The sequence below is a fragment of the Lacticaseibacillus yichunensis genome, assembly GCF_003946405.1.
GTDB lineage: Bacteria > Bacillota > Bacilli > Lactobacillales > Lactobacillaceae > Lacticaseibacillus > Lacticaseibacillus yichunensis.
Window position 1 is genome coordinate 25,100 of the sequence record NZ_RHOG01000028.1, and the last position, 14,428, is coordinate 39,527.

Annotated in this window: 12 protein-coding genes; 8 read left to right on the top strand and 4 right to left on the bottom strand. The window is 57.2% G+C overall.

Annotated features, from left to right (window positions below):
- Positions 1 to 69 precede the first annotated feature (69 nt).
- A complete protein-coding gene (locus EKM95_RS08890; RefSeq protein ID WP_125697614.1) occupies positions 70 to 1,962 on the bottom strand; it encodes a heavy metal translocating P-type ATPase in 1,893 nt (630 codons plus the stop codon).
- Between the two features lie 127 nt (positions 1,963 to 2,089).
- On the opposite strand from EKM95_RS08890, the gene EKM95_RS08895 reads away from it, so the two are divergent.
- The 3 genes from EKM95_RS08895 (at position 2,090) to brnQ (ending at position 7,294) form a co-directional block, all read left to right on the top strand.
- A complete protein-coding gene (locus tag EKM95_RS08895; RefSeq protein WP_125697616.1) occupies positions 2,090 to 3,169 on the top strand; it encodes an Mbeg1-like protein in 1,080 nt (359 codons plus the stop codon).
- 522 nt (positions 3,170 to 3,691) lie between these two features.
- Positions 3,692 to 4,921, top strand: a complete 1,230-nt coding sequence (locus EKM95_RS08900) for an MFS transporter (RefSeq protein WP_125697618.1) — start codon at positions 3,692 to 3,694, stop codon at positions 4,919 to 4,921.
- A gap of 1,002 nt (positions 4,922 to 5,923) precedes the next feature.
- The gene (brnQ, locus tag EKM95_RS08905) at positions 5,924 to 7,294 is read left to right on the top strand and encodes a branched-chain amino acid transport system II carrier protein (protein WP_125697620.1); all 1,371 of its coding nucleotides are present in this window, start codon (positions 5,924 to 5,926) and stop codon (positions 7,292 to 7,294) included.
- 64 nt (positions 7,295 to 7,358) lie between these two features.
- Here brnQ and EKM95_RS08910 read toward each other — a convergent pair whose 3' ends face one another.
- From EKM95_RS08910 to EKM95_RS08920, 3 genes are all read right to left on the bottom strand, one after another.
- Positions 7,359 to 7,865, bottom strand: a complete 507-nt coding sequence (locus EKM95_RS08910) for an AAA family ATPase (protein WP_125697622.1) — start codon at positions 7,863 to 7,865, stop codon at positions 7,359 to 7,361.
- A complete protein-coding gene (locus EKM95_RS08915) occupies positions 7,862 to 8,386 on the bottom strand; it encodes a P-loop NTPase family protein (protein WP_164510155.1) in 525 nt (174 codons plus the stop codon). Before EKM95_RS08915 ends, EKM95_RS08910 begins: the two co-directional genes overlap by 4 nt.
- A gap of 78 nt (positions 8,387 to 8,464) precedes the next feature.
- Positions 8,465 to 9,904, bottom strand: coding sequence for an APC family permease (locus EKM95_RS08920; RefSeq protein ID WP_125697626.1), 1,440 nt, complete (start codon positions 9,902 to 9,904; stop codon positions 8,465 to 8,467).
- Between the two features lie 333 nt (positions 9,905 to 10,237).
- On the opposite strand from EKM95_RS08920, the gene EKM95_RS08925 reads away from it, so the two are divergent.
- The 5 genes from EKM95_RS08925 to EKM95_RS08945 are packed head-to-tail and all read left to right on the top strand — an operon-like array spanning position 10,238 to position 14,267.
- Positions 10,238 to 10,996, top strand: coding sequence for a lysophospholipid acyltransferase family protein (locus tag EKM95_RS08925; RefSeq protein ID WP_125697628.1), 759 nt, complete (start codon positions 10,238 to 10,240; stop codon positions 10,994 to 10,996).
- Positions 10,993 to 11,832 (top strand): glycosyltransferase family 8 protein, encoded by an 840-nt coding sequence (locus EKM95_RS08930; RefSeq protein ID WP_125697630.1) that lies wholly within the window; start codon positions 10,993 to 10,995, stop codon positions 11,830 to 11,832. The genes EKM95_RS08925 and EKM95_RS08930 overlap by 4 nt, the downstream gene beginning before the upstream one ends.
- Positions 11,825 to 12,772, top strand: a complete 948-nt coding sequence (locus EKM95_RS08935; protein WP_125697632.1) for a glycosyltransferase family 8 protein — start codon at positions 11,825 to 11,827, stop codon at positions 12,770 to 12,772. The genes EKM95_RS08930 and EKM95_RS08935 overlap by 8 nt, the downstream gene beginning before the upstream one ends.
- The gene (locus EKM95_RS08940) at positions 12,769 to 13,638 is read left to right on the top strand and encodes a lysophospholipid acyltransferase family protein (RefSeq protein WP_125697634.1); all 870 of its coding nucleotides are present in this window, start codon (positions 12,769 to 12,771) and stop codon (positions 13,636 to 13,638) included. Before EKM95_RS08935 ends, EKM95_RS08940 begins: the two co-directional genes overlap by 4 nt.
- Positions 13,635 to 14,267, top strand: coding sequence for a TetR/AcrR family transcriptional regulator (locus tag EKM95_RS08945; protein ID WP_225423267.1), 633 nt, complete (start codon positions 13,635 to 13,637; stop codon positions 14,265 to 14,267). The genes EKM95_RS08940 and EKM95_RS08945 overlap by 4 nt, the downstream gene beginning before the upstream one ends.
- Positions 14,268 to 14,428 lie beyond the last annotated feature (161 nt).

The following is a 14,428-nucleotide window of genomic DNA, read 5'->3' on the forward strand; positions in this document are numbered from 1 at the left end:
CAGAATAACCTCCTATTGATCAATTACTTCTATTGTAATGGCGCTTCACCGAAGAAAAATTGACGGTGGTCAAGCTGACGCGATAATTCTCTGCTTTTTTTGGTGCCCGCCGAAATCGATCAGGCGCATCGCGTTGAAGATCACGACCAGAATCGAGGCCTCATGCACGAACATCCCGCTGGCCATGTAGATGAACCCGGCGATCAACCCGATCAGCAGAAAGGCCACCACCGCGATCGCGATCACCACATTTTCGCGGGTGTTCCGGACCGTTTTTTTCGCCAGCTGATAGGCGTGGACCAGCGCCTGAAAATTGGCCTGCACCAGCACCACATCCGAGGTCTCGATCGCAACATCCGTGCCACTGCCCATGGCGATGCCAATGTCCGCCGTCGCTATGGACGGACTGTCGTTGATGCCATCCCCCACAAACGCAACGTGGCGGCCGGCTACTTGCATTTTTTTCACATAGGCGACCTTATCTGCCGGGAGCAACTCCGCATGCACCTCATCGATGCCCAGCTGGCGCGCGACCGTGGTGGCTGTCGCGCGGTTGTCGCCTGTCAGCATCACCAAATGCTGCGCGCCGGCTTTTGTCAGGGCGACCAGAGCCGCTGGAACTTCCGGCCGCAGTTGATCCGCGATGCCGATCAGCTGCACAAGCGCCCCATCGATCGCGACCAGGACGCTGGAGGCGCCGCGCTGCTGCAGCGTCGTCAGGGCGGTCTGCTGGGCCTCGGTCAAGGCGACCCCGTGCCGCGCCAAGAGTTTGGCGTTGCCGGCGCAGACGCGGTGGCCAGCAATCGTGCCCGTCACCCCTTCGCCTTTGATCACCTCGCTGGCAGCAAGCGGCAAGGCGGCATATTGCAGGCCACGCTGCTCGGCCGCCTGAATGATCGCCTGGCCCAGCGGATGATCGGAGCGGCTTTCCAATTTGGCGACCTGCGCCAACACCTCGGCTTCATCACCGGCAAACGTCGTCAACGCGGTGACTGCCGGGCGGCCCTGCGTCAACGTGCCTGTCTTGTCGAAAACAAATGTGTCAATTTTCGCAAAGTCGTCCATCACCGCGCCACCCTTGACGAGAATGCCATGCTTGGCGCCATTGCCGATGCCGGCGACATTGGACACAGGCGCGCCGATGACCAGCGCCCCGGGGCAGCCGAGCACCAGGACCGTGATCGCCAGGCGCAGATCTTGCGTCACCAGCCCGACAAGCAGCGCGATCACCAGCACAGCCGGTGTGTAATACTGCGCAAACCGATCGATGAATTTTTCCGCATGCGACTTGGTATCCTGCGCCTCTTCGACCAGTTCCACGATCTTCGCAAAGGTCGTGTCATCCCCGACCTTGGTGGCCTGCACATGCAAAAACCCATTACTGAGCATGGCGCCGGCGTAAACACTTGCGCCGACTGTTTTATGCACGGGCCGACTTTCGCCTGTGATCGCCGCCTCGTCCACATATCCATCGCCATCCGCCACCGTGCCATCAACAGGCAGCGCGGCGCCGGGCCGCACAACCACCACGTCGCCTTTCTCTAGCTCATCAACATCAACAGTCTCCGTCGTCCCATCTTCGCGCAAGCGGTCCGCGGTGGTTGGCGCCATTTCAGTCAGGCTGCGAATCGATGACCGCGTTTTGGCCAATGTTTTTTGTTCCAACAAGTTGCCGAATAAAAAGAGAAACGTCACGATCGCCGATTCATTGTATTCGCCGATCACAAACGCCCCGATCACCGCGATCGTGACCAGCAATTCGATCGACACCACCCGCACTCGTAACGCCTGCCAGGCATGCATCGCGATGGGCACGACCGCCAGCACCGATGCCAGTGCCAAGAGCCCGGCGTACAGGTGCGGCGCCTGCAACCATTTGCTCAGATAACCGCCCGCGATCAGCGCCGCCACCACCCAGGTGATCGGCGTCGTGTGGGCTTGAATCCAACGTTGAACCTTCATTGATCATCGCTCCCTTCATCACAAGACTCATCTTACAGGGTGTGTTTTGCGAAAAAATTGACGGTGGTCAAGTTTCGTATTTTTCTTTAAAAAATGTCTGTGCAATAATAGTCATGGAGGTGAAAAAATGACAGATCTGATCGGCTATGTCCTGCAATTTGGCAAACAACCCTTGGCGCGCCTGCCCCTCACGACTATCGACGGCGTGGTGCTTGCCCAGCTTGCCTATTTTGACTTTACTGGCAGCGGGCGGCTCGGCGATCTGTCGGTGAAGGACCGCAGTCGCCTGACTGAAGGGACCTGGCGGCCGGCGAAAAACGCGGCGCTGCTCACCGCCATGGCCAGCAGTCCCCGGTACGCTGACATTATTTTCCACGACCGCGTCGACCAATTGGACCTCGCCCAGGAAAAACAGTTCTCAGCGCTGGCCCTGACCCTGCCGGATGACACCGAGTTTCTCACCTTCCGCGGCACCCGCGCGGCGTTTGTCGACTGGAAGGAAGACTTCAACATGGCCTATCTGCCAGCCATTCCCTCGCAGCAGGCCGCGCTTCATTATTTTCGTCGGTTGGCCGAAGCCGCCCCAGACCGCGATTTTTGGCTGGGCGGGCACTCCAAAGGCGGCAGCCTGGCCACCTATGCGTTTGTGCATAGTCATACAACGTTGCAGGCGCGGGTGCGCGGCGTGTTCAATGCGGATGGCCCAGGCATCGCGCAAGTTGTCGATTCGGCCTTGACCCCACGCATCCACAAACTGGTGCCGCAAACGTCGATGATCGGGACGCTGTTTGATCCCGGCCAGGATTACCACGTGGTCGCGAGCAGCGTCCACGGCATCGGCCAGCACGATCCATTCACCTGGGCGATCGACGGCCTGCATTTCCGCCGGCTTCCCCACTTGGATCCTGTTTCACAAGTCGCCCAGCGCACCATTGCTGCCTGGGTCGCCGACCTCGACGATGCCACCAAGGCCGCCTGTTTGAATGCCGCTTATCAGCTGATCACCCAGACCGAGGCTGAGACATTTGACGAACTGAAAGAGGATTGGCCGCAAAAGGCGCGTCGCCTCTTGACCGGCTTGCGGGCCCAAGATCCCGACGTCTATCGCAACTGGCGCCATGCCTTGGGCGCACTGATCATCGCCCTGCGCGCCAGCATCCCCCAACCCCACCTCCCACAAGCACCAGAATGGTGGCCATGGAAATAAGGAAGGGTGCGGAGGGCCGCGGGATGGTGGAACAGCTAACTTGGCCCTGGCGCTTGGGGCGGTCTTAGCCCCGAGTGACAGGGACAGTTAGATGTTTCCACCATGCGGACCGGAGCCCGACTAAGGGTGCGGAGCCGAGCGTTTAGGGGTGGGCAGCTAGGCTTATCAGGCGCGTGAGGCGCTCCTTGCCTCGGGTGACTGATGACCTAGATGTCCCGCCCCTGCTCGGCGGAGCCCGACTAAGGGTGCGGCGCGCGGAGCCCGACTGAGGGTGCGGAGGTCCGAGGGATGGTGGAACAGCTAACTTGGCCTGAGTGCTTCGGCCCGCTTCTTTGTTTCACGTGAAACCGAGCCCATTTTCTTGCGCCAATATGCTATGGTAGAGGCAGCGGACCGCCTGCATTTAACAACGGCCCGCCAAAGTCCTATAATGACAGTTTGTAACTGGCCGCGACCACGACTTTTTCCAGCCATGGCCGCGGCTGCACAACGGGCGATCAGCCCACACAGGAGGCGACAAACATGGATGACGCGCAGCGCGAACGAGGCCCTTGGAAGAAAAATCTGTACATCCTCTGGTTTTGTACCTTCGTGGCGGGCATCGCTTTTTCGGAGATCATGCCTTTCCTTTCCTTATACGTCGGGCAGATGGGCGATTTTTCCAAACAACAGCTGACTTTTTGGAGCGGCGCAATCTACGCCATCACATTTTTGATCACGGCGATCGTCTCGCCGATGTGGGGCAGCTTGGCGGATCGCACCGGGCGCAAGGTGATGCTCATTCGCGCCAGCCTGGGTATCGCCGTTTCGATGCTTCTGATGGGGCTGTGCACGAATATCTGGCAATTATTCGCCTGCCGCTTTTTCCAAGGGTTCTTCTCCGGCTACATTCCAAACGCGCAGGCGCTAGTTGCCTCGCAGACCCCGCGCAGCAAGGCCGGCACCGCGCTTGGGACGCTGGTCACCGGCTCCGTGTCCGGGACGCTTTTTGGCCCGATCGTCGGCGGCATCTTGGCGCAAGTCTTTTCCATTCGCAACACATTTTTTATCACCGCCGGCCTGCTCACCGTGGTCTGCCTGATGTCCGCGTTCATGGTCGAGGAATCCTTTGTGCCAGTCGCGCATCCGAAAGGTGAAAAACGCACCGGCCTACTAAAAAAAGTGGCAGATCCAAAGCTGATCATCATTTTGCTTGTTTCGACGATGATCGTGCAGATCGGCAACGCCTCGATCTCCCCCATCATCTCGCTGTACATCAAAGAATTGATGCATGGCCAAGGCGCAGTCACCGTGGTCGCAGGCGTGATCGCCGCACTGCCTGGCATCTCAAACATCCTTGCCGCCCCGCGGCTTGGCCGGTATGGGGATAAGCATGGCTCAGGCCGCGTGCTCATCGGCTGTTACCTGTTTGCCGTTTTGGTCTATCTGCCGCAGGGCTTCATCGGCAGTATCATCGGCCTTGGCGTGTTGCGCCTGTTCGTCGGTGTTTCAGATGCCGGCCTGTTCCCGACGATTCAGACCTTGCTGACGAAAAATACGCCACCGGAAACCACCAGTGCGATCTTCTCTTGGAATCAGAGCTTCCAGGCGCTCGGCAATATGTTCGGCGCCTTTCTCGGCGGGGCGTTGGCCGGCTGGTTCGATTACAACACCGTCTTCATCTCCACCGCCATGTTGCTGCTCATCAACCTGATCTTCCTCCGGGTCTCAGAGCCCCAGCTGTTGCGCCGAACAGATAAAAAAGCAGCTTAGACCGAGGCGCACAGACGCTTCGGTTTTTCTTTACATTTGAAGCCGTCGTCGATAGCCTAAGATTGTTGTTTATTGAGCGATCGTTTATGCCAGAATTAAGAAGCAATCTCGCCAGCAAAAGGACGATCCCATACGATCTACTTTTGCGATATGTTGCTGTAAGAACGGCAAATAATCGCTATAAATGCGCTCAGGCCTCGAAGAATCATTTACACAAATGGAACAAACTTTTTACAATCAAACCAGTTGACGTATCCGCTTACCGGGGTTATTATAATCTCGACACTGAGAGGCGTGGAGGAGCTGGCCACGAGTTTTCTCCCAGCGTCGGTCAGTCCGGCGGGAACCAACCCGCGACCCACCCCGAGCGACGCAATGACGGTTACCTGCAGTAAGGGGGTAACCCAAAGGGCTTAAACGGACCCGGTACTGGGAAGTACCGGAAAAATGTACCACCTGCATTTCAAACTGAATAAGTTCCCTAACACCGACGGGAGGAATCTCGAAAATGAAGAGGGAAAGGGATCCAACCTAAAATTTGGCAGGCCGGAGCACGCTTCGGCCTGTTTGCTGTGCCTGCAGATAATAGTGCGCGCCCCGCTGGTTAAGGCCGACACACCGCGATGGCAGAACGGCAAAAATTTTTCTTGACTTCTCATCAAAAACCAATAAAATGAGCTCAACATCATATCACTGACGAAGAGTAGCAGAGTAATCGATGGCGTCAGTCAGGGAGCCGCGTAAAGTGTGAAGCGGCCTGACAAGATCGATGAAAGTAGGCTATGAGTTGCTGTTGCGACCACTGGAAGCTGCAGCTGGGTAAGCGCCCATTACAGCGCAGAAGTATCGCCGCTTGCCGGCCGTACTTGTAAGGCGACTGCGGTGACGTGGCCGCAACGCTAGGTGGTACCGCGCACACGCGCCCTTTGCGATCATTTCGATCGCAGGGGGCGCTTTTTTTAGTCTCGCAACTGATTCGTCAACTCATCTGGAGGGCTCATTATGACAACACTCACACACAAACAGTATCTGGCATTGGGTTCCATGCTGTTCGGCCTGTTTTTCGGGGCCGGCAACCTAATTTTCCCCATTCATCTCGGACAGATCAGCGGGACCAACTGGCTACCCGCGACGCTTGGATTTTTGATCTCGGCTGTGCTTTTGCCTTTGCTGGCCATTCTCGCCATTTCGCTGACGGAATCCGATTCGATGTATGACTTGGCGCGGCCAGTTGGGCATGGCTTTGCGCTATTTTTCCTGATCGCCACGCATGCGACGCTGGGCCTTTTGATCGCCAGTCCTCGGACGGCCACGGTCACTTTTGAGATCGGGGTGTTGCCTTTTATTCCTAAAGGCAGTGAGACGCTGGCGCTGCTGATCTTCTCCGCCCTATTTTTCACCGCGACGTACTTGCTGTCGCGCAATCCGTCGAAGGTCACGGATTATGTTGGGAAAATGCTCAATCCGGTTCTGCTGGCCTTGCTCGCCGCGGCGTTCATCGCGGCCTTCCTCATTCACGGTGACGGCGCGCAATTGGCGAAAATGAGCACGCCAACTGCCGCCGGGAGCAATCTCATCAACGGCTTCCTGCAGGGCTACAACACCATGGACGCGCTGGCGGGCCTCGGCTTTGGCGTCACGATCGTTGCGGCCTTGAAGTTCTTCGGCGTCAGCGATGCCACCAAACGGGCGAAGGATGTGGCCAAGACCGGGGCGCTGGCGATGGGGCTTGAGGCCATCATCTATGCCCTGCTGATTGCGCTGGGCGTACTCAGCCTCAGTTTTACCAAAGTGACTGAAAACGGCGGGCCGGCCTTCAACGCGATCATGACCCATTATACCGGCCTGATCGGTACCGGACTGCTGGCCGCGATGACCCTACTGGCTTGCTTGACCTCGGCGATCGGCCTGGTCACTTCGCTGTCGCAGGACCTCGGCCGCCGGTTCCCGCACCTCGGGTTCAAGTTCTTCTTGCCGCTTGACTGCTTTGGCGCTTTTGTCATTGCCAATTTTGGCCTGGATCAGATCATCGCGCTGTCCACGCCGGTCCTGATGTTCCTGTATCCGCTGGCAATCAGCCTGATCATCTTGGGCCTCTTGCATCCCTTTATTGGGAAAAATCGGGTCATCTACGCCACCACGACCGGGTTGACCATCATCCCCGCCCTACTCGACGCGATCAACAGCCTGCCATATGGGTGGAATCACTTCGGGTTCTTCCAGCAACTGATCGACTTCGGGACCCGCTTCATCCCTTGGTTTTCGGTCGGCATGGATTTCGTCCCATTCCTGGCGCTGGGCCTGATCATCAGCACGATTGGGGTGAAGATCACAGGCCGCCCGTTGCGAGAGCTGGAATTGGCGGAAGAATAATGATGGCGCGACGACGCCGACAAAAAAGACGTCCTCAGCTTCCCGAGAACGTCCACTACTGTCTTTATCTCTGACTCAAGGCCCGCACCACTACGGCCTTTTCCACGCCGTTGCGCATCGGAATCACGGTGTGGCCGGCAACCAGTGCACGGATGGCCGCGTCGTCATAGTGCCAGACATATTTTAAAAAATCCCAGTAATCGCGATCCAAATGCTCGCGAAACGTCGGCGCCATGTCCGGACGCGCGGCAGGGTCGCGGTGAAAGCCCCAGGACCGTTGCATGACCCGCGCCTCACACACCAGCCGCGGAGCCTGGCACCACAGCACCAGATCCGCCTGCGCAAGCCGCAGCGGCAAGGTGCCTTTGTAGTTGCCATCGATCAGCCAATCCTCATGCGTCGCCATGAACTGGCGCTGGGCCTCAGCCAACCGGGTTTTCGCAGCGGAAGAGTAATCGTCCGCGTGCCACAGGCGATCCAGCGCCAAAAGCGGCCAGCCAGTGCGGGCCGCCAGCACCCGCGCCAGCGTCGACTTACCGGTGCCGCTATTGCCGATCAGTAGGACCTTCATTTGGCGCCTTCTGTCAGTGCCTTGAGCAGGATCTCCTCATCCATCGCATTGCGGACCATGATCACGCGCTGACCGTTTTTTAGATGATGCAGTTTGGGCGAGACGTGTTGTTCCGCGCGGTTATCGTATTGCCAGATCGCGCGCAAAAGGTGCCAATAACTGTGGTCAAAATGCTCGTGAAAACCGGCTGTCTGGCCAGGAAGCGGCTTGCCGTGTTTCAGCGAGCGGCGTAGCACCCGGGCCTCGCTGACCCAGCGTGGGGCGCGGAACCAGACGATCAGCTCGGCCTCAGCCAGTCGCACCTCGATGGAACTGGAATAATTGCCATCGATGATCCAGTCTTTGTGCTCGGCCATGAACGCGCGCTGATCCGCTCGAAACTTTGCTTTGGCGGCGGCACTTTGGTCGTTGGGGTGCCAGATCGAATCCAGCGTCAATAACGGCCAGCCGGTCTGCTTGGCCAGCGCCTTCCCAAATGTCGATTTTCCTGTTCCACCATTGCCGATCAGCATCACTTTCATCAAAAGCGGCCTCCCATTTTTCTTCTGCCTCCAGTATAGCAAAGGCGCCACGACCAAAACGGCCGTGGCGCTATTTTTTTACGATTCGAGATGATTTTGCCGCTTGGCCACTGCTGGCAGAATCAGCCCAAGGGCCAAAAAGAGCACCGGTGTCAAAATATTCAGCGTCAATTGGAACCACCAGGTCGCCGGATCGGCCGCCATGTCGATCTTCGGCAGCATCCCCAGCACACAGGCGAGCAGCGTGAAGACAAAGCACCACGCACCAATGGTCATCCCCCACTTGCGATTTTTAACAAAGCGGTAGGCGGATGGAAATTTCGCCAGTTGCTTGTTCAGCAAGATGTAAGCCAGAAAGACCCACAGATAGCGCAGCGGCATCACCGAGGCGTTGAGGTTGAGCAGCCACTTATACAGCTCGTTCATGTTGCCAATGCCAAGCGCCGGCACAATGATCAACAGCGAGACCAACACGCCTGTCATCACATAGCCGTTGACCGGGGTGCCGCGCTTGTTGGTCTGGCTGAGGCGGCGCGGAATGAAGCGGCTGTCCGCATCGCCGAGCAGAATCTTCAGCGGGGCGTCGATGGAAAACGCGAGGCTGGAGACTTGCGCCAGTACGTTGGCGATCGCAAACAAGATCACAAAGAGGTTGCCGACGTGATAATACCCGCCGAGTTTGGCGAAGGCCAGATACGCCCCATTGGTCATCAGATCGACTGGGATGTGGTCGGAGTCAAACAAAAAGCCCATCGCAAACGACCCAAGAATGGCGCAAAACGCGACCATCCCGGCCAGCACCAGCATGCCCAGCGGAAATTCGCGCGCGGCGTGATGGGTCTTGTTGACATACGGGGAGATCTTCTCGGCCCCGCCCACCGCAAAGACCAACATGGAAACGGTGGTGAAATAATTTAGATTGAATTTTGGCAAATAAGTCGCCAGCTTACCCATGTCCGGCGTTGCGACCTGCACGCCGCGAATCATGAACGGCGCAGATACCGCCAAAATAATGAACAAAAGCGACATGATGAACATGGCCGTCCCGGCGATGCTGCCGATGCGGTTCAACGTCGCCACCCCGCGAGATGCGAGCCACAAGAAGAGCAGAAACAGGGCCAAGCAGAGCAAACTGGTGGTCATGGCCGGCACTTCCTGCACAAAGCGGCCGTTGCCTTGGAACAACCAGCTGAACGCGATCACGATCGTCTGCGGTTTTTGCGCGAGATACGGCACATGGACCACCCAGTAGGTCCAGGCGGCGTAATAAGCCAGGCGCTTTGTCGACGTGGCGGCGATCCATGAGGACACCCCGCCTTCCGCGTCCTTGAACGCCGACCCGAGCTGCCCCACGATCAGGGCGTATGGCACAAAGTACAGCACCATGATCAGCACCCAGGAGGTGATCACCGCCAGGCCTTGTTGCGCATAGTTGTTGAACACATTGGCCAGTCCCCACACCGCGACAAAGGCGATCAGGGCGACGTTGTACCAACGCAATTGTTTTTCCGTTGCCATTTTCATCTATCCTTTCAGGTAAACCCGTTGCCTGTCCATTGTATGGATGGCACCTGAGGCCGCAGTGAAAGTCCGCCGAATTGCCGGTAAGAATGCAATGGCCGGGCGCTGATGACTCGATGAAACGAAATGAGGAAAAATATTCTTAGCACGCCGCATCATTTTCGATTTTGAGTGAAATTCTTTCAGAAAATAATTAAAACGTAGATTAAATAACCCGCTATTTCTTGTAATGGTTAATTCACAAGGCTTAATTGTTGACAGTGATTTGAACTCGTTTATAATTTTCACCATGGTTGGTTGAGTACTTACTCAACTCAAGGAGGGGTCTGCGTGGCACAGCAAAAACCAGTACTTTACTACGACACGCTACAAGATGACATTGTGACGAGCGCGAATCAGGACTTTCAGCTCGCCGCCGATTTCAGCTGGCTGCGGGATAGTTTTGGCTTTCGCCTGGGCCAGCGCCTCGTTTATCCAACAGCGCGGCGCATCGGCAGTGCATTTTGGCGCACGCGGCTGGCCGCCCGCTTTGTCGGTCGCGCCAAGCTTACGCCATATGCGGATCGCGGCTATTTTCTCTATGGGAACCACACGCAGACATTCGGCGACCCACTGCTGCCGATGGTGCTGGCTGGCCGCAAGCAGATCGTGCACACGATCGCGTCGCCGGCCAACTTGGGCATGCCCGTGATTGGCGGCCTGCTTCCGTATGGCAACGCGCTGATCTTGCCGCAATCGACCCATCAAATGGGCGAGTTCTACACGGCGATCGAGCAGGTCATCGCGAGCCACAAGGCAGTCGGTATTTTCCCCGAGGCGCACTTGTGGCCTTGGTACACGCAGATCAGACCTTTTTCCGATTCCGTGTTTCATTATCCAGTGGCGATGCACGCGCCGTCGTTCTGCTTCACCACCACTTACCAACGCCATCACGTGACAGTCTATGTCGACGGCCCATTTTGGCCCGAGCCGAACCTGCCGCGGCGCGCCCAGCAGCGGCAATTGCGCGACGAGATCGCCCGGTGCATGACTCGCCGCAGTCAACACAGCACTTATTCTCGCATCGATTACCGGAGGCGCAGCGAATGAATATCTTATATTGCGGCGATGCGTCGATGGCACCGGGGGTCCTGCTTTCAGTGATGTCGCTGGTCGCGCACACCGCGGAAAAATTGCAAGTCTTCCTATTAACAGCGCAGCTCAAGACCGCTGACCGGTCATATGCCCCTTTGTCTGCCGCAGACGCCACTTTTATCGACCAGTGGCTTCAGGCGGCGCGCCCCGGCAGTCGCGTGGTGCGGCTGGACATCACTACTCAATTTTTACGGGAGCCGCCAACTGCGAATATGGCGACGCGCTTCACCCCGTATTGCATGCTACGGCTGTATGCCGATCAAATCAGCGCGTTGCCCGACCGGCTCCTTTACTTAGATACCGACGTGATCGCGGCGGCCGATCCCAGCGACTTTTACCATCAAGACCTCGCCAGTGCCGAGGTGATCGGGGTGCTGGATCATTACGGGAAATGGGCGTTTCACACCCGGTTTGGGTTCGACTACCTGAACTCCGGCGTGCTGCTTATGGACCTGGCGGCGCTGCGCGACAGCGGGCTGCTGGCGGCCTGTCGCCGGCGCTGCGCCAAGGTGAAAATGTTCATGCCGGATCAATCCGCGTTGAACAAGCTGGCTGGCTCGAAAAAACGGGTGGTCAAGCGCCGGTACAACGATCAGCACGGCCCTCATGCGGACACCGTGCTCCTCCATTTTTCCACCCGACTGAAATTCTTGCCAAAATTCACCCCGATCTCGGTGAAACCCTGGGAGGTCGCCAAAGTCCACGACCAGTTGAATTACCATGCGCAGGACGCGCTGCTGGCCGACTTTGAGACGACACTTGCGCAAATGAAAGGACAAACTCATGACTGAACCCTACCGAATTTTTTTCTCCGTTGATGATAACTATGTGCCGGCGCTGACGATCGCGCTGCGGTCCCTGGTGGCCAACACCGATTCACAGAAAAGCTATCACGTCACTATTTTGACGGAAGGCTTGACCCAGCCGCACCAGGCGCAACTGCTGAAGGAGGCCAGCGCCAACGTGCAGATCGATTTCAATTCGATCACGGATCGACTGAAGGCACGCATCACCGACAAGGGCAACACGCTGCGAGCAGATTATTTCACCTTCACCATTTACTTCCGGCTGTTTATCGCAGAGCTGTTCCCGACGCTGGACAAGGCCCTGTATCTGGACGCCGACACCGTGATCTTGACGGATGTCGCCGACCTCTTTGAGCTGCCACTTAACGGCAACTTTTTCGGCGCCGTGCCAGATCCATTTATCGCCGGCGACCCAGTCACGGTGCGGTATGCGGAAGACGCGATCGGCATTCCCGTCAGCCATTACGTCAATTCCGGCGTTTTGATCATGGATCTCAAGGCGCTGCGGGCGTCCGGCTTTTCCGCCCATTTTCTCAACTTGCTCAACGATTATCACTTCGCCAGCCTCGCGCCGGATCAGGACTACATCAACGCGATCGCGCAACACCGCATCCAGTTTCTGGACCCGAGCTGGAACACCCAGGGCACGCAAAAAGGTATCGATCAGCCGCATATCGTGCATTTCAACTTGTACGATAAGCCGTGGCATTACGCGAATGTGGCCAACGATCAGTATTTCTGGCAATACGCGGCGGGCACACCGGAAGAAGCCGGCCTGAAAGCGACCCAAGCCGCTTGGGGTCAAACAGGTGAGCAGACCGATGCCACTAACCAGGCCAAATTGATGCAGTTGGCCCGCGACATCGTGACTGTGCCGGTGACGTTCAAAAATATGCAAGCGCAAGGGGTACAGGTGGCGTTATGAGCAAAGTGCTCGACCGCGGGCTACGCGACCCGGTCATCGCAAACATCCGCGCGGCCATTCAAGCAAAAACATTCAATGTGAAGGTCGAAGTCAATGATCCCGGCCTGGACGCAGCCGAAGAAGCGGCGCTGCTGACGGCTTTTTGGCAGCGGTACCCAACGGCGAAGTACCGCCTCAATAACTGGGTGGCGCGGACGCTGGTGCACACCGCCACGCGCGTGCAATTCGCCGGCATGACCGTCAGCGGCAAGGAAAACCTCGCCCACGTGCCAGGTGGCGCCATCGTCACCTCCAACCACTTCAATCCGCATGAAAATATGGCGGTGCGCAAAGGGCTGGGCCTGCCGCGCTTGTTTATTGTGTCGCAAGCGACTAATCTGAAGATGCCGGGGCTGCTCGGCTACATCATGAACTACGCGGACATCTTGCCCCTGGGCAGTGACGTCACCTATCTCGGGCGCACGTTTCCGCAGCATCTGAACCAGGTGTTGGCAGCAGGCCACAAGGTGTTGATCTATCCGGAACAGGAAATGTGGTACAACTACATCAAGCCGCGGCCGCCCAAGCGCGGGGCCTATTTTTACGCGGCGCAGGCGAATGTGCCGATCATTTCCATGTTTGTCTCGACCCATGTCTTGGCCAAAAAAGAAGCGGCCGATTTTTATCAGATCGGCTATGCGGCGCATATTTTACCGCCTATTTTTCCAAACGAAAGCCTGTCTGTGCGCGAAAATAGTCAGCAGATGATGGCCACGGACTTCAAGCAAAAACAGGCCGCATTCGAGGCGGCTTACCAGCGCCCTTATGACGCACCATTTACCGCGGCCGACATCGCCGGCTGGATTCCTGGAGGCGACAAGCAGTGAATGCCAATTTGAAACTTTATGAGCAGCAGCACCTGCTCGACGACATGACCGAAAAACAAAAGCGGGTCTTGTCGGCGGCGATCGATGTGTTCGCCGAAAAAGGCTATGCGAATTCCAGCACCAAGGAGATCGCGGCCCGTGCCGGTGTGGCGGAGGGCAATATTTTCAACCGCTTCACCAACAAACGGGGCCTGCTCGAGGCCATCGTGAATCCGGTGATCGACCAGATCTTCCCGTTCACCCTGCGCGACTTGATCGATAACCAACTGTCGAAAAACAATCAGACGCTGGCCGATTTTATTGACGGCATCATTCGCGACCGGCTGGCCTTTGTGATCGAAAATGCGCGGGTGGTCAAGATCTTCATCGGCGAACTGTTTTACCATGAGGAAATGCGCGACCTGCTGATGAAAAGCCTGCCCAAGCCTTACTGGGACCGCGTACGCGATGAATTGCGGATTCTCCAAGCGCTGGGTGAAATGGTGCCATGGGACCCCCAGGAGGTGCTGCGCCTGATCTGGTCAACGGTCGGCGGCGCGGCGATCGGCTATCTATTTTTCGACCAGGCCCTGACGGAAACGGCGATCAGCCACACCGTCGAAGCCTTGATCAAGCAATTACGCCCATAACAAAGGAAATTTGTCAAATGGTGTTGGTTTTATGTTTTAAGCTTTTATGGGTCTCCTCTTTTGAGGGGGCTTTTTGTTATCTTAAGGGCTTAGAGGGCTTAGAGGGCTTAGAGGGCTTAGAGGGCTTAGAGGGCTTCGGGGCTTGCGGGCTTCGGGGCTTC